25 protein-coding genes and 2 tRNA genes are annotated in these 24,914 nt (G+C 59.9%); 16 read left to right on the top strand and 11 right to left on the bottom strand.

Annotated elements, in window-relative coordinates:
* Positions 1-4: 4 nt before the first annotated feature.
* The 3 genes from sdhA to sdhC are packed head-to-tail and all read right to left on the bottom strand — an operon-like array spanning position 5 to position 2,632.
* Positions 5-1,777, bottom strand: coding sequence for a succinate dehydrogenase flavoprotein subunit (gene sdhA, locus ACS92L_RS06380; protein ID WP_438767846.1), 1,773 nt, complete (start codon positions 1,775-1,777; stop codon positions 5-7).
* A 1-nt stretch (position 1,778) separates the two neighbouring features.
* Positions 1,779-2,126 carry a succinate dehydrogenase, hydrophobic membrane anchor protein gene (sdhD, locus tag ACS92L_RS06385; protein ID WP_438767848.1) on the bottom strand — a complete coding sequence of 116 codons (348 nt, stop codon included), beginning with the start codon at positions 2,124-2,126 and terminating at the stop codon, positions 1,779-1,781.
* A complete protein-coding gene (gene sdhC, locus ACS92L_RS06390) occupies positions 2,120-2,632 on the bottom strand; it encodes a succinate dehydrogenase, cytochrome b556 subunit (protein WP_438767849.1) in 513 nt (170 codons plus the stop codon). Before sdhC ends, sdhD begins: the two co-directional genes overlap by 7 nt.
* A gap of 268 nt (positions 2,633-2,900) precedes the next feature.
* Here sdhC and gltA point away from each other — a divergent pair, with 268 nt between their 5' ends.
* Positions 2,901-4,190, top strand: coding sequence for a citrate synthase (gltA, locus tag ACS92L_RS06395; RefSeq protein WP_438767850.1), 1,290 nt, complete (start codon positions 2,901-2,903; stop codon positions 4,188-4,190).
* 462 nt (positions 4,191-4,652) lie between these two features.
* Here the strand turns inward: gltA and ACS92L_RS06400 are convergent.
* The 3 genes from ACS92L_RS06400 to gltX all read right to left on the bottom strand — a co-directional run bounded on the left by ACS92L_RS06400 (position 4,653) and on the right by gltX (position 6,375).
* A tRNA-Glu gene (locus ACS92L_RS06400) sits at positions 4,653-4,728 on the bottom strand.
* 8 nt (positions 4,729-4,736) lie between these two features.
* Positions 4,737-4,812, bottom strand: a tRNA-Ala gene (locus ACS92L_RS06405).
* Between the two features lie 69 nt (positions 4,813-4,881).
* The gene (gene gltX, locus ACS92L_RS06410) at positions 4,882-6,375 is read right to left on the bottom strand and encodes a glutamate--tRNA ligase (protein ID WP_438767852.1); all 1,494 of its coding nucleotides are present in this window, start codon (positions 6,373-6,375) and stop codon (positions 4,882-4,884) included.
* Positions 6,376-6,545: 170 nt separating this feature from the next.
* Between gltX and cydD the strand changes: the two genes are divergently transcribed.
* The 3 genes from cydD to ACS92L_RS06425 all read left to right on the top strand — a co-directional run bounded on the left by cydD (position 6,546) and on the right by ACS92L_RS06425 (position 10,929).
* Positions 6,546-8,336 carry a thiol reductant ABC exporter subunit CydD gene (gene cydD, locus ACS92L_RS06415; RefSeq protein WP_438767854.1) on the top strand — a complete coding sequence of 597 codons (1,791 nt, stop codon included), beginning with the start codon at positions 6,546-6,548 and terminating at the stop codon, positions 8,334-8,336.
* The gene (gene cydC, locus ACS92L_RS06420; RefSeq protein ID WP_438767855.1) at positions 8,329-10,098 is read left to right on the top strand and encodes a thiol reductant ABC exporter subunit CydC; all 1,770 of its coding nucleotides are present in this window, start codon (positions 8,329-8,331) and stop codon (positions 10,096-10,098) included. The genes cydD and cydC overlap by 8 nt, the downstream gene beginning before the upstream one ends.
* A gap of 66 nt (positions 10,099-10,164) precedes the next feature.
* Positions 10,165-10,929, top strand: coding sequence for an SDR family NAD(P)-dependent oxidoreductase (locus ACS92L_RS06425; protein ID WP_438767857.1), 765 nt, complete (start codon positions 10,165-10,167; stop codon positions 10,927-10,929).
* Positions 10,930-10,985: 56 nt separating this feature from the next.
* Here the strand turns inward: ACS92L_RS06425 and ACS92L_RS06430 are convergent, their stop codons facing one another.
* Entirely contained in the window at positions 10,986-11,963 is a 978-nt protein-coding gene (locus ACS92L_RS06430) for an NADPH:quinone reductase (protein ID WP_438767858.1), read from the bottom strand.
* 200 nt (positions 11,964-12,163) lie between these two features.
* On the opposite strand from ACS92L_RS06430, the gene ACS92L_RS06435 reads away from it, so the two are divergent.
* The 4 genes from ACS92L_RS06435 (at position 12,164) to ACS92L_RS06450 (ending at position 14,588) form a co-directional block, all read left to right on the top strand.
* The gene (locus tag ACS92L_RS06435) at positions 12,164-12,517 is read left to right on the top strand and encodes a CidA/LrgA family protein (protein ID WP_438767860.1); all 354 of its coding nucleotides are present in this window, start codon (positions 12,164-12,166) and stop codon (positions 12,515-12,517) included.
* Positions 12,514-13,230 carry an LrgB family protein gene (locus tag ACS92L_RS06440; RefSeq protein WP_438767862.1) on the top strand — a complete coding sequence of 239 codons (717 nt, stop codon included), beginning with the start codon at positions 12,514-12,516 and terminating at the stop codon, positions 13,228-13,230. The genes ACS92L_RS06435 and ACS92L_RS06440 overlap by 4 nt, the downstream gene beginning before the upstream one ends.
* A gap of 191 nt (positions 13,231-13,421) precedes the next feature.
* The gene (locus ACS92L_RS06445; protein WP_438767864.1) at positions 13,422-14,051 is read left to right on the top strand and encodes a helix-turn-helix domain-containing protein; all 630 of its coding nucleotides are present in this window, start codon (positions 13,422-13,424) and stop codon (positions 14,049-14,051) included.
* A 60-nt stretch (positions 14,052-14,111) separates the two neighbouring features.
* Positions 14,112-14,588 carry a very short patch repair endonuclease gene (locus ACS92L_RS06450; RefSeq protein WP_438767866.1) on the top strand — a complete coding sequence of 159 codons (477 nt, stop codon included), beginning with the start codon at positions 14,112-14,114 and terminating at the stop codon, positions 14,586-14,588.
* A gap of 12 nt (positions 14,589-14,600) precedes the next feature.
* Here the strand turns inward: ACS92L_RS06450 and ACS92L_RS06455 are convergent, their stop codons facing one another.
* Positions 14,601-15,911 carry a carbohydrate porin gene (locus ACS92L_RS06455; RefSeq protein ID WP_438767867.1) on the bottom strand — a complete coding sequence of 437 codons (1,311 nt, stop codon included), beginning with the start codon at positions 15,909-15,911 and terminating at the stop codon, positions 14,601-14,603.
* A 250-nt stretch (positions 15,912-16,161) separates the two neighbouring features.
* Here ACS92L_RS06455 and ACS92L_RS06460 point away from each other — a divergent pair, with 250 nt between their 5' ends.
* Positions 16,162-16,626 (top strand): copper resistance protein NlpE N-terminal domain-containing protein, encoded by a 465-nt coding sequence (locus tag ACS92L_RS06460; protein WP_438767868.1) that lies wholly within the window; start codon positions 16,162-16,164, stop codon positions 16,624-16,626.
* Positions 16,627-16,647: 21 nt separating this feature from the next.
* On the opposite strand, the gene ACS92L_RS06465 is transcribed toward ACS92L_RS06460, so the two are convergent.
* A complete protein-coding gene (locus tag ACS92L_RS06465) occupies positions 16,648-16,845 on the bottom strand; it encodes a CsbD family protein (protein WP_438767870.1) in 198 nt (65 codons plus the stop codon).
* 172 nt (positions 16,846-17,017) lie between these two features.
* Here ACS92L_RS06465 and ACS92L_RS06470 point away from each other — a divergent pair, with 172 nt between their 5' ends.
* Both ACS92L_RS06470 and ACS92L_RS06475 read left to right on the top strand, forming a co-directional pair.
* A complete protein-coding gene (locus ACS92L_RS06470) occupies positions 17,018-17,332 on the top strand; it encodes a DUF6482 family protein (protein WP_438767871.1) in 315 nt (104 codons plus the stop codon).
* A gap of 120 nt (positions 17,333-17,452) precedes the next feature.
* A complete protein-coding gene (locus tag ACS92L_RS06475; RefSeq protein ID WP_438767873.1) occupies positions 17,453-18,019 on the top strand; it encodes a DUF1415 domain-containing protein in 567 nt (188 codons plus the stop codon).
* Positions 18,020-18,498: 479 nt separating this feature from the next.
* Here the strand turns inward: ACS92L_RS06475 and ACS92L_RS06480 are convergent, their stop codons facing one another.
* Positions 18,499-19,575, bottom strand: a complete 1,077-nt coding sequence (locus tag ACS92L_RS06480) for a phage portal protein (RefSeq protein ID WP_438767875.1) — start codon at positions 19,573-19,575, stop codon at positions 18,499-18,501.
* On the bottom strand, positions 19,575-21,377 hold the full coding sequence (locus ACS92L_RS06485; RefSeq protein WP_438767876.1) for a terminase large subunit domain-containing protein: 1,803 nt from the start codon (positions 21,375-21,377) through the stop codon (positions 19,575-19,577). Before ACS92L_RS06485 ends, ACS92L_RS06480 begins: the two co-directional genes overlap by 1 nt.
* A gap of 168 nt (positions 21,378-21,545) precedes the next feature.
* Here ACS92L_RS06485 and ACS92L_RS06490 point away from each other — a divergent pair, with 168 nt between their 5' ends.
* The 5 genes from ACS92L_RS06490 (at position 21,546) to ACS92L_RS06510 (ending at position 24,912) form a co-directional block, all read left to right on the top strand.
* Positions 21,546-22,370, top strand: coding sequence for a GPO family capsid scaffolding protein (locus tag ACS92L_RS06490; RefSeq protein WP_438767878.1), 825 nt, complete (start codon positions 21,546-21,548; stop codon positions 22,368-22,370).
* A gap of 11 nt (positions 22,371-22,381) precedes the next feature.
* Entirely contained in the window at positions 22,382-23,410 is a 1,029-nt protein-coding gene (locus ACS92L_RS06495) for a phage major capsid protein, P2 family (protein ID WP_438767879.1), read from the top strand.
* A gap of 2 nt (positions 23,411-23,412) precedes the next feature.
* Positions 23,413-24,120, top strand: coding sequence for a phage terminase small subunit (gene gpM, locus ACS92L_RS06500; protein WP_438767880.1), 708 nt, complete (start codon positions 23,413-23,415; stop codon positions 24,118-24,120).
* Between the two features lie 112 nt (positions 24,121-24,232).
* Complete coding sequence (locus ACS92L_RS06505) at positions 24,233-24,703, top strand: head completion/stabilization protein (RefSeq protein WP_438767882.1); 471 nt, start codon at positions 24,233-24,235, stop codon at positions 24,701-24,703.
* Positions 24,703-24,912, top strand: coding sequence for a tail protein X (locus ACS92L_RS06510; protein WP_438767885.1), 210 nt, complete (start codon positions 24,703-24,705; stop codon positions 24,910-24,912). The genes ACS92L_RS06505 and ACS92L_RS06510 overlap by 1 nt, the downstream gene beginning before the upstream one ends.
* Positions 24,913-24,914 lie beyond the last annotated feature (2 nt).

Here is a 24,914-nt window from a genome sequence, read left to right on the forward strand (position 1 = left end):
CTCATCAATAGGTACGAATTTTGGGCTGGAACGTGTCGACGGTCTTCGGAGAGAAGTTGACGTCACGCTTGCTCAGCGTTTTGTCCGCCGGATGATAGATCGAGTGTTTCAGCCAGTTTTCATCGTCACGATCGGGGTAGTCCTCACGCGAGTGAGCACCACGACTTTCGCGTCGCTCCAGCGCCGCAATGGCGGTCGCTTCGGCAACTTCCATCAGGTTATCCAGCTCAAGGGCCTCGATACGAGCGGTATTGAACATGTCTGACTTGTCAGGCAGCCAGGCATTGGCAATGCGCTCGCGCAACTCCTCGAGTTTTTTCACGCCGTCCTGCATGTTGTCTTCCTTGCGGAAAACACCGAAGTTGTTCTGCATGATGGTCTGCAGATCACGCTTGAGCTCGGGCACCGTTTCACCACTACCCGACTTGTTCCAGCGATTCAGACGTGCCATGGCACCATCGATATCCGACTGCGAGGCTTCCAGATACTCGATGCCCTTGTTAAGTGTCTCTTCGATGTGCATGCCGGCGGCACGACCGAAGACCACCAGATCCAGCAGCGAGTTGCCACCCAGACGATTACTGCCGTGCACGGATACGCAGGCCACTTCGCCACAGGCAAACAGCCCGTTGATGACCTTGTCGTTGCCGTCGGCATCGACCGTCAGCGCCTGTCCGTTCACGTTGGTCGGAATACCGCCCATCATGTAGTGGCAGGTCGGCACGACCGGGATCGGCTCCTTGACCGGATCAACGTGGGCGAAGGTGCGCGAGAGTTCGACGATACCGGGCAGACGCTTCATCAGAACGTCTTCGCCCAGATGATCGAGCTTGAGCATGACGTGGTCGCCATTCTCGCCGCAGCCACGGCCTTCCAGTATCTCGAGTACCATTGAACGCGCCACAACGTCACGACCAGCGAGGTCCTTGGCGTTGGGTGCGTAGCGCTCCATGAAACGCTCGCCATCCTTGTTGATCAGATAGCCACCCTCACCGCGGCAGCCTTCCGTCACCAGTGTCCCGGCGCCATAGATGCCGGTCGGATGGAACTGCCACATTTCGATATCCTGCACCGGGAAGCCGGCGCGCAGGGCCATACCGATACCGTCACCGGTATTGATCAGGGCATTGGTGGTCGAGGCGTAGATACGCCCGGCGCCGCCCGTGGCCAGAACGGTGGCCTTGGCCTTGATCATGACGGTTTCGCCTGTTTCCATGCAGATGGCGATGACGCCGACCACATCGTTGTTGGCATTGCGTACCAGATCAACGGCGTACCATTCGTTGAGAAAGACCGTGTTATTTTTCAGGTTGTTCTGATAAAGGGTGTGGAGCAGCGCATGCCCGGTACGATCCGCTGCCGCACAGGTACGAGCGGCCTGCCCGCCCTTGCCGTAATCCTTGGACTGCCCGCCGAAAGGACGCTGATAGATACGCCCGTTATCGAAGCGGGAAAACGGCAGACCCATGTGCTCAAGCTCGAAGACGGCCTTGGGGCCCTCGTTGCACATGTATTCAATGGCGTCCTGGTCACCGATGTAGTCGGAGCCCTTGACGGTGTCATACATGTGCCAGCGCCAGTCATCGTTGGGGTCGGCACTGCCGATGGCACAGGTGATACCGCCCTGGGCTGAAACGGTGTGGGAGCGCGTGGGAAAGACCTTTGACAGCACCGCCGTCTGCTTGCCCGACTGCGCCAGCTGCAGCGCGGCGCGCAGACCGGAACCGCCGCCACCGATAATGATGGCGTCAAAGGTCAGGGTACGTAACTGTGTCATGTCAAACTCCCCAGATAACCTGCACACCCCAGACCACAAACACAAACAGGGCCAGGATGACGAATAGCAGCGCACCAAAACGAATGGCCGCGGGCTTGATGTAGTCGGTTGCCACGATCCAGAGACCAACCCAGGCGTGAGCAGCCACGGAAAGCAGTGCCAGCAGCGTGAACACTTTCATCCAGATGTGGCTGAAAAGCCCCGACCAGGCGGCATAGTCCAGACCGGGATTGAACAGCAGATAAGACACCATAAAGATGGTGTAAAGACCCAGAATGACGGCCGAAGCCCGCTGGATCATCCAGTCGGCCACACCGTTGCGCCCCGGATTCAAAATATTGATTACCATACCCAGACTCCTGCCATAACAACCAGCAATGCACTGATGATGATGGTCAGCTGTGAACCACGCTGACCGCCTTCAAGCGTTTCACCATGACCCATGTCCATGATGAGGTGACGAACGCCTGCCACAAAATGAAAGCCCAGTGCGGACAAAAGCCCCCAGAGAACCAGCCTGGCGAAAAAGCCGTGGGCCATGGCCTCGCGGACGGTATCGAATCCGGCAGGAGATGACAGGGAAACCTGAAAGGCCCACATCAGGAAAATCAGGCCGATAAACAACATGATGCCTGACACCCGGTGCGAGATGGATACAAGGGCAGGCAAGGGAAACTGGATACTTGAAAGGTCCAGATTCACCGGACGCTTGGCAGTCGACAAGGGTCGTTGACTCTTCACGGCGCTTTTCTCTCCCGGCCCGCATGAATAGACCACGGGCAGTTTTTGGTAGGATTCGATTATCATCAGGTCAGGTCGCCTGGACAGGCGATGAATCGCCCGTCGCGCGGCCATTGATTATATGTCCCCGCCATGCGGATGACAAATTGCCGCACATTTTTGTAAGCGTTTGGAAAGTTCAAAATTCGAGGGAAAACAGGCTATATTCGTGCCATTGGGACATTAAAAAAAGCTTTTTGTTACATGCACATGAAATGAATGCATGACTCCCCGCCCCCGCGTGCGCGGAATTGACAAACTGTCGCACCCGCTCAATAGTGGGCCCAACGATTCGGCGGACATACCAGATAGAACAGCATCTTACATAAATCGAGGAGGCCTTATGGCTGACAGAAAGGCGCAACTGACGATCGACGGTCTGGACGCTCCCGTCGAGCTGCCTATCTATTCGGGCACGACGGGGCCCGATGTGATCGATGTTCGCGGCCTGATAGATCATGGTTATTTCACCTATGATCCCGGCTTTGTTTCCACCGCCTCATGTGAATCCGAAATCACCTACATCGATGGCGCCAACAGCGTTTTGCTGCATCGTGGCTACCCTATCGAGCAGCTGGCCACCCACTCCAATCATACCGAAATGAGCTATCTGCTGCTCAATGGCGAGATCCCTGACAGCGAGACCTTCGAAGCCTTTCGCAACAGTGTCTCACGCCATACCATGGTGCATGAGCAGATCGTTAATTTCTTCAAGGGCTTTCGACGCGACGCCCATCCCATGGCAGTGCTGTGTGGCGTGGCGGGTGCCCTGTCAGCCTTTTATCACGACAACCTGGATATCACCCAAGAACATGACCGCCAGGTCTCGGCCATCCGCCTGATTGCCAAGATGCCCACACTTGCCGCCATGTGCTACAAGTACAACATCGGGCAGCCCTTCGTGTATCCGCGCAACGATCTCGATTACGCGGAAAACTTCCTCTACATGATGTTCAGCAATCCCTGCGAGCCTTATGAAATCAATCCGGTGGCCGCCAAGGCCATGGATCGAATCTTCATGCTGCATGCCGACCATGAACAGAATGCATCGACCTCCACGGTGCGACTGGCAGGCTCCACCGGTGCCAATCCGTTCGCCTGCATCAGTGCCGGCATTGCCGCACTATGGGGTCCGGCACACGGCGGTGCCAATGAAGCAGTGCTCAACATGCTTGCCGAAATCGGTGACGAATCCGAAGAGAACATTCAGCGCTTTGTCGATCGGGCCAAGGACAAGCAGGACGCTTTCCGGCTCATGGGCTTTGGCCACCGGGTGTATCGAAACTTCGATCCGCGCGCCAAGGTCATGAAGGAAACCTGCGATGAAGTGCTTGAAGAGCTTGGCATGGGTGATGACCCGCAGCTCAAGATCGCCAAGCGTCTTGAGCAGATTGCGCTGGAAGACGATTACTTCATCGAGCGCAAGCTCTACCCCAACGTCGACTTCTACTCAGGCATTATCCTGCGTGCGCTGGGTATTCCGAAAAACATGTTCACGGTCATTTTTGCCGTCGCACGGACGACAGGCTGGATTTCCCACTGGAACGAGATGATTACCAACGGCTCACGCATCGGACGCCCGAGACAGCTCTACAAGGGCTACACGCAAAGGGATTATCCCGAACAGCACTAAACGATGATCCGAATTTCCGAAAGGCCGTCGTTGACGGTCTTTTTTTTGCTCGCCAGACGCCTTTTCGTGCCCCTGACCAACCCATCTCTTATGCTTTTTATAGCTTGACATCGCAATGGAATTCACCATCTCGCGGTGGGACTTTTATTGTCCACACAATCTGTGGATAAGCCTGTTCATAACGTATGAAGAAGGTCTCAAAATCGCCATATTCAGGGCGCTCCAGACAGATTGGATATTTTTTGACCAGCTATAAGCAATTGAATATAAAGAGTTTTTTATAAAAACAATGAGATAGGCACTACGCGTGAAGCGGCACGGAAAGTAGACCGACAAGAGGCGTCATCGGTGGACAATTGCAGGATGTGTCAAGCCCTGAACGCAGAAAAATCCGGACGCATCAGGAGATGATCAAAGGCAGCGCTTGCGCGATACGAGGTCTGAAATACATCAGAAGGAAGGTGGCGTCCCATAGGGGGTTCGAACCCCTGTTACCGCCGTGAAAGGGCGGTGTCTTGGACCACTAGACGAATGGGACGTAAAGGTTGGTGGAGCCTAGCGGGATCGAACCGCTGACCTCGACACTGCCAGTGTCGCGCTCTCCCAGCTGAGCTAAGGCCCCGACGCCCCGACCTGCACATGGCGTTGTGGTCAGGAACGGGGCGCATCTTACTGATTGTACTGAAAAGCGTCAAGCCCCTTGTGCGGGCAGCTCCCGATATTCCCTTTCCAGTGCCTTGGCCTGCTTTTTGGACGTGCCACCCAGGGTGGCAATGGCGTGTCGCAGTCGCGCCCGGGTCATGTCCGAGCCGAGAATCACCATGGCATCCATGACCGAGGTCGAGGTCTGACTGCCGGTCACGGCAATGAACACGGGCGCCAGAAAAGCTTTCATCTTGAGCTCAAGATAACCTGACAACAGCTTGATCTCGGCCAGCAGGGCCTCCTTGTCCCAGCTGCGCACGCTTTCCAGTCGCCAGAGCAGAAACTGCAAAAGCCGCACCGTCTGCTCGCGCGACATGCCGGTTTCGTCGAACTGCTCGGACTGAAGCGTCGGCAGTCCCGAGAAGAAATGACCGGCCAGCGGCATGACCTCGGCAAGTGTCTGCACGCGCGGTCTGACCTGAGGCAGGATCTGCGCGACATAGTCCTCGTTGAACGCCCATTGCATCAGCTTTCGCATGAGCGCCTCGTCATCGAGGTCTTCACGGATGTAGACCCCGTTGAGCCAGGTCAGCTTCTCGAGATCAAATACCGGTCCGCCCAGCGAGATGCGCTGAATGTCAAAGCTTGCCATCATCTCATCGAGCGTGAATTTCTCGCGCTCATCGGGCATCGACCAGCCCATGCGCCCCAGATAGTTGGTGACGGCCTGAGGCAGATAGCCCATGCGCTTGTAGTAGTTGATCGACGTCGGATTCTTGCGCTTGGACAGTTTGGACTTGTCCGGATTGCGTAAAAGCGGCAGGTGACACAGCGCCGGCATCTCCCAGCCGAAATACTCATAGAGCAGAATGTGCTTGGGTGCCGAGTTGATCCACTCCTCACCGCGCAGCACATGGGTAATCCCCATAAGGTGATCATCCACCACGTTGGCCAGGTGATAGGTCGGCATGCCGTCGGATTTCATCAGGATCTGGGCATCGACCTGCGCCCACTCCACCTCGATCTCACCACGCAGCATATCGACAAAGCGACAGCTCCCCTCTCCGGGCACCTTCATGCGCACGACGTGCGGCCAGCCTTCCTGCTCACGCCGAGCGTGCTCACCCTCGTCCAGATACAGATCATCCGGCTTGAGCGCCGTATAAAGGCCCTGCGCCTTGCGCGCCTCGCGCATCTCATCGAGTTCTTCGCTGGTGCGATAGCACTTGAAGGCATGACCGCTGTCCAGCAGCTTCTGGACGTGAGCGGCGTAGATATCGCCGCGTTCGCTCTGCCGATAGGGCCCGTGGGCGCCGCCCACGTCTGGCCCCTCGGACCAGTCGATGCCCAGCCAGCGCAGTGAATCCAGAATCATCTGCTCGGACTCGGCCGTAGAGCGCACCCGGTCGGTATCCTCGATACGCAGAATAAACTCGCCGCCGTGCTGTTTCGCAAAGCAGAGATTGAACAGCGCCACATAGGCAGTGCCGACATGGGGGTCCCCGGTCGGTGACGGGGCGATACGCGTGCGTACAGTCATGAAAACGGCCATTGGCTGGAAAACGTGGCACTATTATACGCCAACTCACGCGCGCACTTAAGGTGGCCCCGGCGTTACGCGCCGCTGCCCGGTACGACTGCGACGACATACCGCTGTGCGTACGTCCGGTTTTTTGTTGATATTGTATTCCCGCTCTCCGTGGAGCCGTCATGGCATCGAATGAAACACCGCGCCAGTGGCTGCAGCGTACTGCCAGGCGAGGCGCCCGTTGGACCCGACTTTCTGTCATCGCAGGCACCCTTTCAACACTGATTCTGCTGGTACAGGCCTGGTGTATTGCCACCGTGGCACAGCGCATGGTGATCGATGGTGCCGATTTTTCCTCGCTTGTCGTTCCGCTGCTGCTGCTTCCGCCGGCCTTTATCGCACGCGGCCTGCTGGTTCGGGCACGCACCATCTGTGGCGCCCGTGGCGGCATCGAAATTCGTCAGTCCGTGCGCCGGGAGCTGCTTGAACGCGTCGCCATTCTTGGCCCTTTGTGGGCGCGACGCCAGCACAGCGCCACTTTAAGCCATCGCGTCTGGGACCAGGTCGATGCCCTGCAGGGCTTTTATGCCGACTACCGCCCCCAGATGCTGCTGTGCGCCATCATCCCGTTGATCATCGTGATTGCCGTTGTGCCCCTGAGCTGGGCGGCGGCCCTGATCCTGATCGCCACCGGCCCCTTGATTCCACTGAACATGGCCATGGTCGGCATCGGTGCCAAAAAGCGTCAGGAAGACCAGTTTCTGGAAATGGGCCGCATGAGCCGACACTTTCTGGATACGCTACAGGGGCTTTCCACGCTCAAGCTTTTCGGTGTCAGCAAGCGTCAGGCCAGCGAAGTCCACGCCACCTCCGAAGGCTTTCGACGCCGCACCATGCGTGTTCTGCGGCTGGCCTTTCTTTCCTCGACCGTACTGGAATTTTTCGCCGCCGTATCGATTGCCCTTCTGGCGCTCTATCTGGGTTTTGTCTATCTCGGTCACTTTGATTTCGGCATGTACGACCACGGCATCAACCTCTTTATCGGTCTTTTCATCCTGATTCTGGCCCCCGAGTTCTATCAGCCCCTGCGCGACCTGGGCGTTCACTATCATGCCAAAGCCGAAGCCGAAGCCGCCGCCGAGGATCTGATGCCCATTCTCGAGCGGCGCGTATTCGAACGCGATACCGACCAGCCGGCGTGGCACCCCGGGGGCAGTCTCGAACTCTCGCTTGAAGGTTTGACGGCACGCTACGCCGGTCAATCGTCGCCTGCCCTTGATCAGGTCACACTCGACATCCGCGCCAACGAACTGCTGGCCGTCATCGGCGCAAGCGGTGCCGGTAAATCTACCCTGCTTAACGTATTGATGGGGTTCATGCATCCGGAAGCCGGAACGTTTCACGTCACGGATGGCCATCAGCTGCCGCGCGCGCTGACCGATATCCGCCTCGATGACTGGCAGCATCAGATCGCCTGGGTGGGTCAGTCGGCCGTGATCGTGGCCGGCACGCTTGCCGACAATCTGCGACTGGCCAACGCGCAGGCAGATGATTCGGCCCTGTTTGAGGCGCTGGAGCAGGCGGCCCTCAAGGACTGGCTTGCCGGACTGCCCGACGGACTTGACACCCGACTGGGAGAAGGCGGTCGGGCCGTGTCCGGCGGCCAGGCACGACGCATTGCGCTGGCACGTGCCTTCTTGCGCGATGCCCGCCTGATATTGCTTGACGAGCCGACCGCCAGCCTGGACCAGGCCAGCGAGCGACTGGTCATGGAAGCGCTGGGACGCCTTTGCAAGGGCCGGACAGTGGTCCTTTTGACCCATCGCATGGAACTTCTGGCGCTGGCCGACCGCGTGCTGATGCTGGATCAGGGACGAGTCCAGGCACTGGACACCCTCGAGGCCCTGCGCGCCCCGGGTGGGCCCCTGACGCGCCCGACCACGCTCGATCTTTCGGAGACGCGCGATGTTTAGACAGCTTCTACCCTATCTGCGCCTCATGACGCCCTGGGCCTGGCTGCTGGGTCTGGGCATCGCGCTGCAGCTGATGGCACTGGCGTCCAGCATCGGTCTGATGGCCCTGTCGGGCTGGTTCTTGTCCGCCTCGGCGCTGGCCGGCCTGAGCGTTGCCACGGCTCATGCCTTCAACTACCTGCTGCCCTCGGCCGGCGTGCGCTTTTTTGCCCTGTCGCGTACCGGCACCCGCTACGCCGAGCGACTGGTCACCCACGATGCGACCTTTCGTCTGCTCTCAAAGCTGCGGCGCCACGTCTATGAACGTTTGGAGCCGCTCTCCCCCGCTCAGCTTCAGCGACACGGCGAGAGCGAGCTCATGACGCGCATGACCGCCGATATCGACGCGCTCGACGGCCTCTATCTACGCGTACTGGCCCCCTCTATCGTGGCGCTTCTGGGTATCGTGGTGTGTGGTGTGGTCATCGGTGTGTTCGCCCCGGCTATTGGGATGTTTGCCGCACTGGCTCTGCTGATCTCGGGGCTTCTGGGCCCCTGGCTTGCATGGCGTGCCGGTTGGGCGCACTCGGACGCCTGGCAGCAGGACAATACCCGCCTGCGCGCCCGGCTGCTGGAGCGCCTCAACGGCCTGTCGGAGCTGATGATCTATAACCGCTGGCAGGGCGAGGTCGATCATCTCATCAAGGGCGAACACGCCCGGGACCAGCATGAGTACCGGCTCGCCCGTCAGTGGGGCAGCTCGCAGCTGCTGTCGCAGACACTGCTGGGCCTGACGCTGACCGGCGTGCTGGGCATGGCGAGCTGGGCGGTCACCCAGCACGGCATGAATGCCACTCTGGTGGCGCTCATGGGCCTTGCCGTCATGGGCGCTTTTGAAGCGATCGCCCTGCTCCCCCAGGCCTGGCAGCATCTGGGCCGCATTCAGCGCGCGGCAGCCCGACTTGATGACGTTCGCTCACGCGTACCGGAAACCGATTTTCCCGACAAGAGCGAACAGCAGACGCCCGAGGGCGCCCGTCTGTGCCTCGAGCGTTTAAGCGTTCGCCTTGATGGCAGCGTGGCCGCCCTCACCTCGCTCAGTCTGGACGTGGAAGAAGGCGAGCACCTTTTGATCCTGGGCCCCTCCGGCAGCGGCAAGACCACGCTTTTCAACAGCCTGGTCCGGTTCGTCTCGCCGGACGAAGGCGCTATTACGCTGGGCGGCGCGCCCCTGAACCGGCTGGATGAGGCTACCCTGCGCGCTCAATTTTCCGTGGCTCAGCAGGAGACCCATCTCTTTACGGCAAGCTATCGCGACAACCTGACCATGGGCCGGGCTATCGAGGAGGATGAAATCATGGCCGTACTCAAGGCTCTGGGTCTGGACGGCTGGCTGGCGCATCAGCCCGACGGCCTGGCAGGTTTTCCGGACGAGCGCGGCAGCTCCCTGTCAGGCGGGCAGCTAAGACGCTTTGGCATCGCCCGCGCCCTGCTGCGCCAGGCGCCGATCGTATTGCTCGATGAGCCCACCGAAGGGCTGGATGAAGCCACCGAGCAGCGGGTGTGGGACACAATTCGCAAAAGGTGTCAGGGGCGCACGCTGATCGTGATTACGCATCGGCTGACTCAGATTGAGCAGTTTGATCGAATCGCCATGCTCGATGAAGGGTCTCTGGTCGAACACGACACCCCCGAGCGACTTCTGGCAGACCCCGACAGCCGACTGGCCACGCTTTACCAACGCATTGACCCGGAGCTTGCCGGTCTCATGCGCCCGGCCTGACGCCTCAGGGTCCGCTACGCTTGAGGAAACCTTCACTCGTTTCTTATCAACCAGGCGAGCCATGACATGCTTGAGCATCTTCCCGATCACTATACGGCCGTCATCACCGGTGGCGGCGGTATCGGTCGCGCCCTGCTGGCAGAACTGTCCCGGGACCCTCGCGCCGGACGAATCGTTTCGGTTACTCGTCACCGCGAGCGCCTTGAGCAGGATGATCGGCTCGATATCGACCGACTGGACATCGTCGACGCCGATGTCACCACTGAACAGGGGCTGGCAACGCTCAGCGACTACCTGCATCAAACGCCGGTCCATCTGCTGTTCAATACCATTGGCGTCCTGCACGACGGTCAGAGCGATCAGTCGACCGTCATTGCCCCCGAAAAACGCCTCGAAAGACTTTCCTTTGATGCCCTGAATCACGCCTTTCAGGTCAACGCCGCCACGGCCGCCATGCTGATCAGCACCCTGACGGATCGCCTGACGCGCCATCCGGCCATCATCGCCACACTTTCGGCGCGGGTAGGTTCCATCAAAGACAACGATCTGGGCGGCTGGTACGCCTACCGCGCCAGCAAGGCAGCGCTCAACATGCTGATGAAAACGGCATCAATCGAGTTCAAGCGGCGCAACCCACAGGCCATCCTGCTGTGCCTGCATCCGGGCACGACAGATACCGAGCTGTCCCGGCCCTTTCAGGCCCGAGTGCCAAAAGGCAAGCTGTTTACGCCGGCGTTTGTGGCCGAGCGGCTGCTGGCGGTCATCAGCCAGCGCACCCCTGACGACAGCGGCGCGTTTTATGACTGGAACGACACGCCCATCGAATGGTAGGCGGGCCTGCGCTGTCGCATGCTTGTTCAGGCATCGACAGCGCAGGGGCTTTGCGTTCAGGGGATCAGGATGGTCGAGCCCGAGGTTCGACGTGAAGCCAGATTGTCCTGCGCCTCGCCGGCCTCATCGAGCCGGAAACGACAGCCAATGTTGACGTGCACGCTGTCGTTGCCCATGACCTGGAAAAGCTCCTGACTCATGGCTTCCAGCCGCTCGCGAGTATCGGCGTAGCCGGCCAGGCTCGGGCGCGTCACAAACAGTGATCCCTTCTTGTTCAGCGTAGCCAGATTCACCCCTTCGACCGGGCCGGATGCATTGCCAAAACTCACCATCAGCCCGCGCGGCGCCAGACAGTCCAGCGACATCTCCCATGTATCCCGGCCCACCGAGTCATAGACCACCGGACACATCTGCCCGTCGGTCAGCTCGCGAACGCGCTCGACCACGCTCTCTTCGCTGTAATTGATGGTCGCCCAGGCACCGTTTTTACGGGCAAGCTCGGCCTTTTCCGGGGTGGATACCGTGCCGATCAAGCGTGCCCCCAGGCTTTTGGCCCACTGACAGGCGATCAATCCCACCCCACCGGCGGCAGCATGGAAAAGAAAGGTATCGCCGCTTTTGATCGGATAAACCTGACGCAGCAGATACTGCACGGTCAGCCCCTTCAACATGGCCGCTGCGGCCTGATCGAAACCGATACTGTCCGGCAGCAGCACCACCTTCTCGGCCGGCAGGGTGTGGTGCGTGGAATAGGCACCCAGCGGGCCGGTGGCATAGGCCACGCGATCGCCTTCCCTGAAATCGGTGACCTCCTCACCGACCGCCTCGATCACCCCTGCACCTTCTGTCCCCAGCCCCGAGGGCAGTTCCGCCACCGGATAAAGACCGGTGCGGACATAAATATCGATGAAGTTGAGACCAATGGCCCAGTTGGTCACCCTGACGTCTCGTGGTCCGAGACTGTCGGGCTCGAACTCACGCATTTTGAGCACTTCCGCCCCGCCGGTTTCTGTAAATTCAATGCGTTTTGCCATGAACCATTGCCTCCGATAAAAGGATGAACAAGAAATCGTCAGTCTCAGTGTGACAGGCAAGCCAGTATCGGAAAGCATTCACGTTTTGTCACTGCACTCCCTTATATCATTAGCTTATCATGAGCTGAAGCCCGACCCCGTCTGCCGCTGGCCGGGATACCGATCTGCCCATTCCAGAGACCGTGATGTTAAAGGGATTCATGTGGCTGATGATCTTTCTGGTCATCGGCAATCTTTTGCAGACGACGCTGGCGCTGCCGGTGGCGGGCAGTGTGCTGGGCATGCTGCTGCTTTTTGTGGTGCTGATCATGCGACAGCGTTCGTCGCGCTCGATGGGCACCGCCGCCAGCCATCTGATCCACTATTTCACCCTGTTGATTCTGCCCAGCGCGGCGGGTCTTTTCTTTCTGGGGACGACCCTGACCGATAACTGGCTCAGGCTATTGATTGCCATCGTGGCGGGGACGCTGATCAGCAGCGTGGTGACCCTTGTGACGATGCAGGCAATGGTGCGCTGGCAGCAGCGTCGGGATGATGCGACGGGCCCCTCATGACGCTCCAAACGCTTGCCCGCGACATGATGGCCACGCCGGCACTGGCGGTCGTGATGACCCTGGCCGCCTACATGCTGGCCCTGTCCCTTTACAGATTGATGCGCTGCCCGAGCTGGGCCCCGCCGATGCTGACCGGCAGTCTGATGCTGGCGCTGTTCATTGCGGTACTGCCGGTGGACTACGAGACCTATTATCTCGACGCCCACTGGTTGACGCTGCTGCTGGGACCGGCCACGGTCGGGCTGGCCATTCCCCTTTATGAGCAGTTTCAACATATCAAGCGGCTGCTGATTCCCATTACGGTGAGTCTGGTGGTCGGGTCGATCACCGCCTGTGCGGCAACACTCACCATTGCCTGGGCGCTGGGACTGCCTCCCGCCATCCTTGCCTCGCTGGCCCCCAAATCCATTACAACGCCCATTGCCATTGGCGTCTCCGAAGGACTGGGCGGCTATCCGGGCCTGACCGCCGGTATTGTCACGGTGACCGGCATTCTGGCGGCCTCCACCATTCCGCTGCTGGCACAGGTGCTGCGCTGTCAGGACCCGCGTGTGGTCGGCCTGGCGCTCGGCCTTAATGGTCACGGCCTGGGCACGGCCCGCGGTTTCGGTATCGACATGCAAACCGGCGCCTTTGCCAGTCTTGCCATGGCGCTCAATGGCGCCTTGAGTGCCATCGTCCTTCCCTTGCTGGCCGGCTGGCTGAGCCACTGACAGGCATCAGTTTTTCCTGATGCAACTTCGAATAAATGATGCTGTCCTTTTCGTTATTTACGAATAAATGGATTAATACTAAAAAACCAGATTTTGTGGCCACCATTGCGTTCAAATAGTGACAAACTACTAAACATACTTAACATCCAGCTCGCTATGCTGGCCCGCTCATGAGACATGTGAGGCCACGCATGAACGAGTTGGGCGAGCGCATTCGTAAATTGCGAGAACAGTGTGGACTAAGCAAGGCTGAGCTGGCCCGTCGCGTAGGCGTTTCAGATGTCACCATTTCCTACTGGGAAAATGGCACCATCAAGCGTGTTGGACATTCGCGTCTGGAGCCACTGGCAAAGGCGCTGCGCTGCAGCATCGATCATCTTCTGGGCAATGCCCGGGAGGCTTCCGGCAATGGTCGAGCAATGCTGCTGTCGCTTCCCCTCTATCCACTGACAACATCACCCGAAACGGTCGGTATCAATGCCGTACCAATTTCGCGTTTTCCCATGGGTTTTATCGACCATGAACTGATCAAAAAAAATGACTATTTACTGACCCCTCAGCATCCCGGGCACTTTGATTTCTGCCCTCAGGGCACCCTGATACTGGCGAGAAAATGTGCCTGTTTCGAGGGCAACGGCCTCTACCTTGTCGAGAGAAATACACGCTTGATGATTAAAAGAGTCGAGCAGGATTTCAACATGATTCTGGATATTTTTGACGACAGCGACAGCGGCAACCCTGAAGAGAGAACACACGGCGACGACATCGTTTTTCACGCCTGCATTCCGGCCATCTGGCCGATGAAAGTCATGAATTTCTAACGCCCTGATTCAGGCATGATCTCCTACACTAACGCCTCGATACTGGCGAAACGGGAGGTCATGACCTTGGTCGATGTGGTCGATGCGGCAACGCGCTCACGCATGATGGCGGGCATTCAGGGTAAAAACACCCAGCCCGAGCTGCTGGTCAGACGCTATCTACATGCCTGCGGCTATCGGTTTCGTCTACACCGACGCGACCTGCCGGGCACGCCGGATCTGACCCTGCCTCGCTATCGGTGCGTTGTCTTTGTTCATGGTTGTTTCTGGCATCGTCACGACGACTGCTTCTATGCCACGTCACCGGCAACGCGCAAGACCTTCTGGCAGGAAAAACTGGCGGGCAATGTCGCGCGTGACCGCCGACAGCTCGAACAGCTCAATGCGCTGGGCTGGCGTGCCGTAGTGGTCTGGGAATGCGGGCTGCGCCATATTCCGGCGCAGCTTCACGAGATTGTGCCACTGATCGAACATGGATCAGACGTTGAAGAGTGGCCACCTCAACCCCCGCGCATACGCAGGGCGCCACCGCAGTAGCGCCCCGGCAGGCTAGAAGGTTGCCAGAACCGAAAGGCCGGCTACCCAGGCGCTGTCGATATCGCTGTCCGCGCCGGGATGGCGCACGTGCTGCAGGTTGGGACGAAAGGCCAGCCACGGCGTGGCCTGCAGGGAGTAATACAGCTCCGCGTTATACTCTTCCCCCTGTCGCGGCACATAGTTTGGTGCCGAAGACCCGCCGACAAGTGCTGCGTTGCCTGAACGAGACCAGGCGTTGTAGTCATCGTTGACGTGGGCATAGGCCAGACCGAAGCCGATCTCGTCCTGCTCGCGACCGTCGAACGGACCGGTATAGGTCACGCCGGCCGATAGATAGCGATCAAAGGTGGCCGTATCGCCATCGTTCCAGGTGCCCATGCTGAATACGCTCAGACCCCGGTCGCGATCGTCGTCATGACGGGTTACCTGCTGGTTGATGACATAGTAGAGCCCGTAGCGGTGGCTCTTCTCGGCATCCGAGGCGCTATCACGCGAGGAAAAGTCATCGGCATCGGCGCTGCTGTAGTAATACCCCAGCCGATACTGGCCCGGCAGCCCGTTGATCCCCTGGTCCGGCTCAAACCCGTACTCCACCGGGATCAGGGTGCCGCTGGTGCCGCTGTGTTTCAGATCCAGGCCGTGATCGCGATCGAGGTTGGATTCGTTGAGATTGAAAAAGCCGATCTGGGCATACTGCTCATCGGTGATATTCCATTTGCCGACCAGCGCCCACTGCGAAATCGGCCAGTTGTACCAGATACCGCCGTTCTGGTTACCGGGCTCGCCGCTGCCGAGATAAAGATTTTGAAAGTTGCTGTCGTAGACGGCAAAGTCATCGCCGACCGGCACACGCCCTGCCTTGATTTCGAAGGTGTCGTCCATGTAGGACTGGCCGTACCACAGCTGAGTGATACGGGTGACACTGCCGCGCCCGTACACTTCCTGAGTGGAAGAGGCGCCGACCCCATTGGGATTGTTGATGACATCATTGGTCAGGCTTTCGCCGTTACGGTTGGTCAGCGTGAACTGGAATCGCGCATCGGGAATGCCGAGCAGGCGATCAAGATCAACGTTGGCACCGGCCGTCCACTGATCGGCGTAGCGGCCGGTGTGCTTGTCACGAAAGCCTCCATCGACGGAATAGGCCATCTCGGAGATGTGCTCAAGCTGAAAGGCGACGCCCTGATCGGCCAGATCGGAACGCGCTCCGCCCCAGTCACCGAACATGTAGTCGCCATTGGGGTCGAAGGCACCTGCTGCCCAGCCCTGTGACGCCACTCCCATGCCCATGAGCGCCAGCGTGCAACACCATCCCTTTTTCATGCCCGATCCCTTTACAATGTCATATTTGAATTAAGTTAAAGCCAGGTAATTTTCGCCTTCAATGACACGAACGACAATAGCCCCTGGACCATGGTCGCGGTATGGCATAAATCATGCAGCTTGCTGACAGGGTGGCGGCGTGTCACAAGAGACAGGACAAAGCGGATCGTTTAGGCTTCATGACTGGGGAGACAGGGTGCCGCGCGCCCTTGTCAAGGCAGACCATTAAAGGACAGCGAGGAGCACGACATTGACACGTTTTAGCGCACTGGCGCTGACGGGGGCGCTACTGGCCATCATGGTAAGTGGTTGTGATCAGGGGCATGACAACGCCACCACCAGCTCTTCACAGCGCAGTTCCGGCACCAATCAGATCTATGGCGGCTCTCTGCCGTGTGCCAACTGTGACGGCGTGGATACCGAACTGGCGCTGAACTTCAGTACCGACAGTGCCGGCGGCGTCTACAACCTGACCGAGACCCCGCGCGGCGGTCCCGATGACGGGCAGACACAAAAGCGCAAGGGAAACTGGAAGGTCCTCAGCGGTAACGCCGTCCCCGGTGGCGGCACGGTCTATGTGCTCCACCCCGCTCGCGGCGACGAAGAGCACGAACCCGTCTACCTGTTGATGGAAGACAACGCCACGCTGCAGCTGGTCGATGACAGCTTTCAGTCGCTGGACACCGAGCACAACGATGAGCTTCACAGGCTCTAGGGTCCCGGGCAATCAAGGGCGCTATCGGCGCTCGCCATGAAGGGTCTTTTCAGCCTGGCGCAGGGCCTCCTCGGAAGAGAGCCCCTGCTCCTTTTCGAGTCTGGCGGCAAGCTGCTGGATTTCGCCCTCGTCGCTGAGCGCCTCATCACCGCCAAGCGTTCCCCACGCTTCCTTGATCTTGCCCTTGAGATCTTCCAGCGGCGGACTCTTGTCACTCATCAATGGCTCTCCGAAATATCATGCGCAATGCATCGATCATAGCGCCTGGCAGTAGGGAGCGGTATGGCACCTCAACGCCTCATGACAATTTTAACCCTGCAGATACGGGGGTTTTGAAACAGACGGACTATCCTGAGCAGGGTCATTGATTACGCAGGCCATGGAGAGGCAGATGAAACTCAACGAACTGACTGAAAAAGCACATGCAGGCCGGATTGATGAAATCGTCATTGAATCAATGGAAGGCGATATCTTTACCGTGCGCATCACCACCGGGGGCGAGACCGACACACTGCTTAACGAAGACGGCACGATTTTAACGCCGCAATCCCTTAATGCGGCCAAGACCCTGCTGCGCGATATCGGCGGCATGGACGGTGTCTCGGTTTATTTCAGACACAGCGTCGCGCATGACGAAATGATGGGCTCCGAGGCGGAAACTGCCGATGACCGCATGCCCATCACGCTGGAAGGCCAGGCGCAATAGCGCCATCGTCGGCCGTCGGCAATACCATTTCAGCGCTGTACATCGCGCGGCTCAAGGGTAAGATATCGTTTTGGGGTCGACACACTGTCGGCCCCTTTCCTTTTCAACAAAGAGCCTATCGTGACGATACAACCATTGGAGGCCACCCGACGCTGGGTCAGGGACTGGGTCATGGCGCAGGATCTGTGCCCGTTCGCTGCCGCCGAGTTCGAGCGCGACCGCATCCGCTATCGCCAGCTTGATGCCGCAGACGATGCCGCTTTGCTCATGGCCGTCATCGAGGAGTGCGAGCATCTTGACCGCCACCCGGACACCGAAACCACCCTATTGGTACTCACACCCGGCGCCGAGGACTTCTTCACCTTTCTGGACAAGCTCGACATGGCCGAACGGCTCATGATCAGCGAGGGCTACGAAGGCGTCTATCAGCTGGCAAGCTTTCATCCTGACTACCTGTTTGGCGACAGCCAGGCGATGCCCGGTCAGGAAGACGCCGCCGATTACACCAATCGCTCTCCCTGCCCGCTTTTCCATCTGCTGCGCGAAACCAGTCTCGAAGCTGCGCTGGAACGCTTTCCCCATCCAGAGCGCATTCCCGAGCGCAACCAGGCGCTGCTGCGACAACACGGCGTTCAGTGGTGTCGCCGGATACAGGACGCCATTTCCGATGAGACGCCGTCGTCCTGATTGGGCGTGTGGCCGCCATTGTGAGAAAATGACGCTCTTTTTCAGGACCGCTTCGTAAGCCGGAAAACATCTGCCATGCCCGCCAGCACCCCGATTCACGCCGCCGACGCCGCGCGTCGATTTTCCATTGCCCCCATGATGGATGGGACAACATGGCGCGTCATACCGCGGCTCGCTGCCTGATTGGTACACTAATGGTACATACCTAGAGTATGCCCCACCTGCTCATCCTCGGCGCTTCCAAGCACGTTTGAAACGCAAGGAATCGCAATAGAAAAGCAGTGGCAGAAACCACCGCATAACCCGCACAGCGTCTGAGTATAGTGTGGCTGCAAGGGCGCAATAAAACTGTCCCATTTAGCGCGCAGGCGGGGCGGGGAGTCGACGGCGTGTGAGCGGTGTAAACTGACCAGACAATCTCAGTTGAGAGGACACAAAAAAGCCGCCCATCGGGCGGCTGATGATCGAGACGCTGCTGGTCACATGACCGGATCGCCCTGCTGCTCCTTCCCGCCCAGCTCATAGGGCCTGAACCTCACCACCTCCTGCCCGATGATGTCGTTGATCTCCAGGAACACCGACTGCAGCGGGTCCAGTTCGTTGGCAACGAAAACGCGCGCGGCTTTCTCAATGTCTCCAAACCCGCCCGTGTTGTTCGGGATGATCCCCATCAGCTGCGGCGGTACCCGGTGGCCGGCCAGCGTGTCATCGCGAGTGATATTCTTGATCCCCGCGAACTCATCTTTCGCCGCGACCTCCGAGATCGGGATGATCTGCACGCCATCCTTTTTGCCATTGGGCGAGTGCAGAAACAGGTTTCGAAAATTCCCGACCCCTTTGCTGTTCTTCAACGCATCGCGCATGGAATCGATGTCCTCCTGATTCTGAGCCGCATCGCTGACGTACATCACGAAGCCCGCATGACTGCCGTTGAGATAGTAGCGCCGGCGGAACAGCGTGGCGTTTTCATTCAGCATGATCGACTGCAGCGCGCCCATGTAATCCGGCACGCCATAGATCTCTTGGTTGATATCCGGCTCGATCAGATGAATCATCGAATCACGCTCGAACTCGACCGGCTGCTGCCAGTTGCTCACCCACCAGAATTGCCCCGACTCGGTGCCACGTCGCACATATTTGGCCCGCGCCGGGCGCAGCCCGATCAGACGTCCCAGCCGGCCATAGACCCGTTCGATATACGCATTGCCGAACACCAGATAATCCGTGACCAGCTCGCGAAACGCCTGCCGGCCCAGCAACGGGTGCGGCACGAATGATCGCGTCAGGATGTTGCGTTTCACCTGCAGGCCGGACCCATGATGTGCCGTCGCCCGGTACATTTTGGCCAGCGCGGCCAGATCGACCGGCGGCTCATACCACCGGGCATTGGCCATCCAGCAGCCGGTATACAGAAAATCGGCAAGATCGGTCACGGGCACCGGCTCGCCAAACGTGAACGCCTCGGGTTTGGCCTGGGCGGGCGCGGGTGCCGGGGCGGCGGTCTGCTCGAACTGCGCATACATGCGCTGCCGTGGTTTGGCGGTCTCTGCGGTCATTACGACATCTCCATGATCGAGCCACCGCGCTCGCCCTCGGCGAGTACGTCGATGGGCTCATTGCTTAGGGCGTGCATAGTGGCCCACGCCAAGTCGGCGTGGCCGGTCTGGCCATTGCGGCCAGCGGCATAAGTGAACTGCCGACCGCTCGCGGTCAGCTCGCGGCGAATCGCGGTAAACGACTGCGCGATGATCGTGTCGCGCGCGTCGAACTCCAGGCGCCCGCGATCAATGATGTGCTGCGCCTGGCGAACCAGTGCGCTCTTGCTGTCGGGGGTGTAGCGGTGACGGGTGACGCGGGGGAACCATTTCGCGACCAGCTGCGCCACGGCGTCGCCCATCCCGTTGGTATCAATGCCGATGTACTGGACGTTATAGCGGCGGCTGACCTCGCGGATGAACTCGGCCTGCGCTTCATAGTCATGCCCCTTGAGCCGGTGCTGCTCGAGTATCCGGTGCCGATCGTTGCGGTTTTTGGCCGGGGCCAGCACGACCAGCCCGGCGCCATCGCTCCCCTCGCCCTCACCTGCCGGGTCATAACCGATCCACACCGGCTGATCGCCGAACGGGCGCTGCGCGAAAGGCTTCCAGTCACGCCAGATATCCCATGAATCCACCATGCAGCGTTGCATCGACATCATCGGGAACGCGCTCTGCGAGTCGTCGACGAACTCGCACATCAGCAGGTTGGCGAACTCGTCATCGCTGTATTCAAGGCGCAGCTGATCGACATCGAACAGGTCGCAGCCGCCGGCCATCGCATCCTTGATCGTCACGATCTGGCGCCACTGGCCATCGGCACACCGGGCACCGTTGGCCAGCGCCGCATGGCTCACATCGATCTCGACCCGATCGGCCTTTTTCTGCCGCTTGTTGAACCGTTCCCCGGTCCAGAACGGGTACGCCTCATGGGCCACCGATGACGGCGTGCTGAAATACGTCTGCCGCCACTTCTTGTGCATCGCCATGCCGGATGTGACCTTGCGGAACTGCTCGAAGCCCCCGATCCAGAAATACTCATCCAGGTACGTGTCGCCGTGGTAGCCCTGCGCGGTTTTGGCATTGGTGCCGAGGAAGTGCAGCTCGGCCCCGTTGGCCAGCACAATCGGGTCGCCTTTTAGCTCCACGCCAGTCGTCTCCTTCACGAACTGCACAATGTAGTTGCGGAAAATGTGCGCCTGCGCCTTGCTGGCGCTCATGAAAATCTTGTTTTTGCCGGTCTCCACCGCATCGGCGATGGCCTCGCGAGCAAAGAACCACGTCGCGCCGATCTGGCGGGACTTGAGCAGATTGCGGATGCGCTCATGCTGGCCGGCCCGGTACCAGTGGCGCTGGTACTCGAACAGCGACGCCTCGAACGCTTCGACGATCTGGATCACGCCCTCGTCGCCTACATCGTTGCGCGCCGGCTTCTTTTTCTCACCGGCGTTGCGCCGCTCGATGTTCGGATTGAGGTCGCCCTCTTTTCCCGTGCTCTCGAACTTGTGAACCCGAGCCAGCCGCTCGATCTGCCGACCGAGCAGGTCGATCTCCTTGAAGTCGCGCCCCTCCTTTGTCTCCTTGCTGATCAGCATCACCAGACGCGCCTCGAGCGCACCTTCGACGCGCTGGGTCGGCGTGGCCTTGTCCCATTCATCTCGGGCTTTCCAGCTGCTGACCGTGTTCGGGGAGAGGTTCAAAAACTCGGCAATGCGGCCAACGCGCCAGCCCATCCAGTACAGATGGCGCGCGGCCAGTTTCGCGGCGTCCGGGCTGTCCAGCGTCGCGTCGATTTCAGCGGGATTCAGGGGGTTAGCAGTCATGTCGCGTCCGGCACTGTAAATGCAGACAGCGTACCGACCAGCCGAGGGCCTATATCGGGGCACGCCTTGTAACGCCTGCTTTTACAACGCCCGCGCGTTGAGCCGGCAGCGATGAGCGCGGAACCTGACGCCCATACAGTGCCCGTAAAGTTCCCCGAGGATTACTCAATGCCCTGGCATCGCATCGCAACGGAAGGCGCCACCACCGACGGTCGCAAGATCGAACGCAAATGGCTCGAACAGATGGCCGCCAATTTCAACCCTGAGAAATACGGCTGCCGCATCAACCTCGAACACATCAAGGGCATCCTGCCGGATAGCCCCTTCAAGGCGTACGGCGATGTCGTGGGGCTGAAAACCGAGGAAAGCGACGACGGCAAACTGCAGCTATTCGCCGATCTCGACCCGACCGACGAACTGAAGGCCATGAACAAGCAGCGTCAGAAGGTCTACACGTCGATGGAAGTTGATCCGGATTTTTCGGATACCGGCGAGGCGTATCTGATGGGGCTGGCCGTCACCGACTCGCCAGCCAGTCTCGGCACTCAAATGCTGCAGTTCAGCGCCGGCGCCGGGAAGGATTCGCCGCTGACCGGTCGCAAACGGCGCCCCGAAAATCTGTTCAGCGAGGCGGTCGAGGTCGATTTCACCACCGGTATCGACGACCCCGAGCCCGAGCACAGCAAAGGCCCGTCTCTTTCCGAGCGCGTCAAGGCGATGTTCAAGCGCCAGCGCGAGCAGACCGGCAGTGATTTCACCGCCCTACGCGATGACCTCGAGCAGACCATGGCCCTGTTCGTCGCTGAAAACGCCGACCTGCGCACCGAGCTGGAAAAGCGCCCCAGCGCCGATCAGTTCAACGAACTGAAAACACAGCACGACCAGCTCCGGGCTGCTCACGATGAGCTGCGCAATCAGCTCGATTACACCCCGCGCCACCAGTCCCGCACGCCGGCCACCGGCGGCAACGGCTCCATCGAAACCGACTGCTAAGAGACGCCTACATGCGCACAACGACCCGCAAACAGTTCAACCAGTACGCCCAGCGTCTCGCATCGCTCAACGGTGCCGAAAACGCGTTCTCATCGTTCGACATCGACCCGAGCGTGCAGCAGACGCTCGAAACCAAGATTCAGGAATCCAGCCAGTTCCTGACCCGCGTCAACATGACCGGCGTGCGTGATCTGGTCGGCGAAAAGCTCGAGCTGGGTATCACCACCCCTATCGCCGGACGTACCGATGTCAGCCAGCGCGACCGTAACCCCATCGACCCCACCGGGCTGGAAAAACACGACTACCGCTGTGAATCGACCGAGTTCGACACGGCCCTGCCGTGGGCCAAGCTCGATGCCTGGGCAAAATTCCCCGATTTTCAGGCCCGCGTGCGCGACGCCATCATCCGGCAGCAGGCGCTGGATCGCATGATGATCGGGTTCAACGGTACCCGCGCCGATCGCCAAACCGACCGCGCGAAAAACCCGCTGCTGCAGGACGTCAACATCGGCTGGCTGCAGCAGTATCGCGCTCACGCCGCCGCCCGCGTCATCAACGGCACGACGCTGGGCAGGGGCCACGAGTTCCAGAATATCGACGCCCTGATCTATGAAGCCGTCAATTCGCTGATCGAACCCTGGTACCGCGACAGCACCGATCTGGTCGCCATCGTCGGGCGCTCGCTGATGACCGAGAAATACCTGCCCAAAATCAACGAGCATGAAAAGCCGACCGAATCACTCGCCCTCGACATGATCATGGCCCAGAAACGTATGGGCGGTCTGAACGCCCTGCAGGCACCGTTCATGCCTGACGGCACGGTATTCATCACCTCGATGGAAAACCTGTCGATCTACTGGCAGGAAGGTTCGCGCCGTCGCTATCTGAAAGACAAGCCCGAGCGCAAGCGCGTCGAGAACTACGAATCCAGCAACGACGCCTACGTCATCGAGGATTACGGATTCGGCTGCCTGCTCGAGGGCATCACGTTCGAAGACGCCGACGCGCCGGCAACCGCTGACGACACCACCGGGGCATAACCATGGTCAGCTCGCTGCGACAACACTACGAGCGCATCACCGCCGCGCAAGCGGCGGCGGATGCCGGCGATCAGGTCATGCAGGGCGACGCCTACCACCTCATGCAGGCGCAGCTGTGGGAAGACTACCGCCGCCTGAAAAGCGTCCAGTCGGTCGAGCGCAAGGTGGAGATCAAGCGCGAGATCCTGCCCAACTACGCCGAGTACATCGACGGCGTGCTCGATGCCGGGCGTGGTGCCGAGGACGAGGTGCTGATGCGCGTCATGCTCTGGCGCATCGACGTGGGCGACATCACCGGCGCCCTGCCGATTGCTCGCTACGCCATGCAGCACCAGCTCGACCCGGGCGAGCAGTTCCAGCGCTCCACCGCCGCGATCCTCGCCGAGGAATCCGCCGATCAAGCGCTCGCCCTGGGCGATGACGATGACTCGATGCTGGATGCCCTCGTCGAGATCAATGAACTGATCGACGGTCGCGACATGCACGACCAGATCCGCGCCAAGCTGCACAAGTCACTCGGCAACGGCCACCGCGCCCGCGGCGATATGCCAGATGCCCTGACCCACTACCAGCGCGCCTTTGAACTTAACGACCGCGCCGGCGTGAAAAAGGACATCGAGCGCATCGAGAAAGCGCTCAAAAAGCAGGCGGAAGAACCGAGCCAGTCGGAGCAGCCGGAACCGCAAACCAACACCAGCCCGCAGGGCTGATACCGAGTCGACCCGCGACGTCCAGGGGGCACGGTGAGAACGCAGGGCCATGTGCCCATCGCCGCCTCACCGTCCACCCCCTGTATTACGGGACGAAAACCGAGGTGCCGCCATGAGCAGTTTCGCCCCGACCGGCAACGACAGCGCCCGCGCCGCCGAATCCATCCAGAACAACGGATTTTGGCCGACCATCAACCCCGCCGAATTCCGCGACGCCCGCCGCATCGACGGCACGGTCACGCCGCCCCGCGTACAAGATGCCCTGCTCACCGCCATGGCAACCGTCAATCGCGTGCTGCGCGACTGGCAGGCCCGGCAGATCGATGCCGGCCATCAGCAGGTGCAGGACGTGCCCGAACCCAGCTGGCAGCCGCCCGGCATCTATCTCGCCCTCTACCGCCGCGCCGTCTACGCCACGGCCCATGCTGTCATCGTCGAGGCATATCGCGACTATGACGCCACGGCAAGTACCCGCGACCGAGGCGATCTGCAGGAGTACGCCGGCGAGAGCTATCGCCGCGACGCGTCCTGGGCGATCAGCGAGATCATGGATCGACCGCATGTAACCGTGGAGCTGATCTGATGGCCCGCACCGTGCACGCCCAACAAAACGACACCCTCGACCACATCTGTTACCGGCATTACGGGCGCACCGACGGCGTCATCGAGCGCGTGTTTGCCACCAACCCCGGTCTCTGCGACCTCGGCCCGATTTTGCCCATGGGGACCGCTGTCACGCTGCCGGACATCAACACACAACCGAGCCGCGCCCGCGTGCAGCTCTGGGACTGAGC

The organism is Kushneria halocnemicola (genome assembly GCF_965650455.1).
In the GTDB taxonomy this organism is placed as follows: domain Bacteria; phylum Pseudomonadota; class Gammaproteobacteria; order Pseudomonadales; family Halomonadaceae; genus Kushneria.

Bases quoted from the DNA above. Each gene is read 5' to 3' on its own strand.
- ACS92L_RS06425 (WP_438767857.1), top strand. From the start codon at position 10,165: ATGCTTGAGCATCTTCCCGATCACTATACGGCCGTCATCACCGGTGGC.
- sdhA (WP_438767846.1), bottom strand. From the start codon at position 1,777: ATGACACAGTTACGTACCCTGACCTTTGACGCCATCATTATCGGTGGC.
- ACS92L_RS06435 (WP_438767860.1), top strand. From the start codon at position 12,164: ATGTGGCTGATGATCTTTCTGGTCATCGGCAATCTTTTGCAGACGACG.
- sdhD (WP_438767848.1), bottom strand. From the start codon at position 2,126: ATGGTAATCAATATTTTGAATCCGGGGCGCAACGGTGTGGCCGACTGG.
- ACS92L_RS06465 (WP_438767870.1), bottom strand. From the start codon at position 16,845: ATGAGTGACAAGAGTCCGCCGCTGGAAGATCTCAAGGGCAAGATCAAG.
- cydD (WP_438767854.1), top strand. From the start codon at position 6,546: ATGGCATCGAATGAAACACCGCGCCAGTGGCTGCAGCGTACTGCCAGG.
- gpM (WP_438767880.1), top strand. From the start codon at position 23,413: ATGGTCAGCTCGCTGCGACAACACTACGAGCGCATCACCGCCGCGCAA.
- ACS92L_RS06505 (WP_438767882.1), top strand. From the start codon at position 24,233: ATGAGCAGTTTCGCCCCGACCGGCAACGACAGCGCCCGCGCCGCCGAA.
- gltX (WP_438767852.1), bottom strand. From the start codon at position 6,375: ATGACTGTACGCACGCGTATCGCCCCGTCACCGACCGGGGACCCCCAT.
- sdhC (WP_438767849.1), bottom strand. From the start codon at position 2,632: ATGGCCGCGCGACGGGCGATTCATCGCCTGTCCAGGCGACCTGACCTG.
- ACS92L_RS06480 (WP_438767875.1), bottom strand. From the start codon at position 19,575: ATGACCGCAGAGACCGCCAAACCACGGCAGCGCATGTATGCGCAGTTC.
- ACS92L_RS06470 (WP_438767871.1), top strand. From the start codon at position 17,018: ATGAAACTCAACGAACTGACTGAAAAAGCACATGCAGGCCGGATTGAT.
- ACS92L_RS06455 (WP_438767867.1), bottom strand. From the start codon at position 15,911: ATGAAAAAGGGATGGTGTTGCACGCTGGCGCTCATGGGCATGGGAGTG.
- ACS92L_RS06495 (WP_438767879.1), top strand. From the start codon at position 22,382: ATGCGCACAACGACCCGCAAACAGTTCAACCAGTACGCCCAGCGTCTC.
- ACS92L_RS06440 (WP_438767862.1), top strand. From the start codon at position 12,514: ATGACGCTCCAAACGCTTGCCCGCGACATGATGGCCACGCCGGCACTG.
- gltA (WP_438767850.1), top strand. From the start codon at position 2,901: ATGGCTGACAGAAAGGCGCAACTGACGATCGACGGTCTGGACGCTCCC.
- cydC (WP_438767855.1), top strand. From the start codon at position 8,329: ATGTTTAGACAGCTTCTACCCTATCTGCGCCTCATGACGCCCTGGGCC.
- ACS92L_RS06485 (WP_438767876.1), bottom strand. From the start codon at position 21,377: ATGACTGCTAACCCCCTGAATCCCGCTGAAATCGACGCGACGCTGGAC.
- ACS92L_RS06430 (WP_438767858.1), bottom strand. From the start codon at position 11,963: ATGGCAAAACGCATTGAATTTACAGAAACCGGCGGGGCGGAAGTGCTC.
- ACS92L_RS06510 (WP_438767885.1), top strand. From the start codon at position 24,703: ATGGCCCGCACCGTGCACGCCCAACAAAACGACACCCTCGACCACATC.
- ACS92L_RS06490 (WP_438767878.1), top strand. From the start codon at position 21,546: ATGCCCTGGCATCGCATCGCAACGGAAGGCGCCACCACCGACGGTCGC.
- ACS92L_RS06445 (WP_438767864.1), top strand. From the start codon at position 13,422: ATGAACGAGTTGGGCGAGCGCATTCGTAAATTGCGAGAACAGTGTGGA.
- ACS92L_RS06450 (WP_438767866.1), top strand. From the start codon at position 14,112: ATGACCTTGGTCGATGTGGTCGATGCGGCAACGCGCTCACGCATGATG.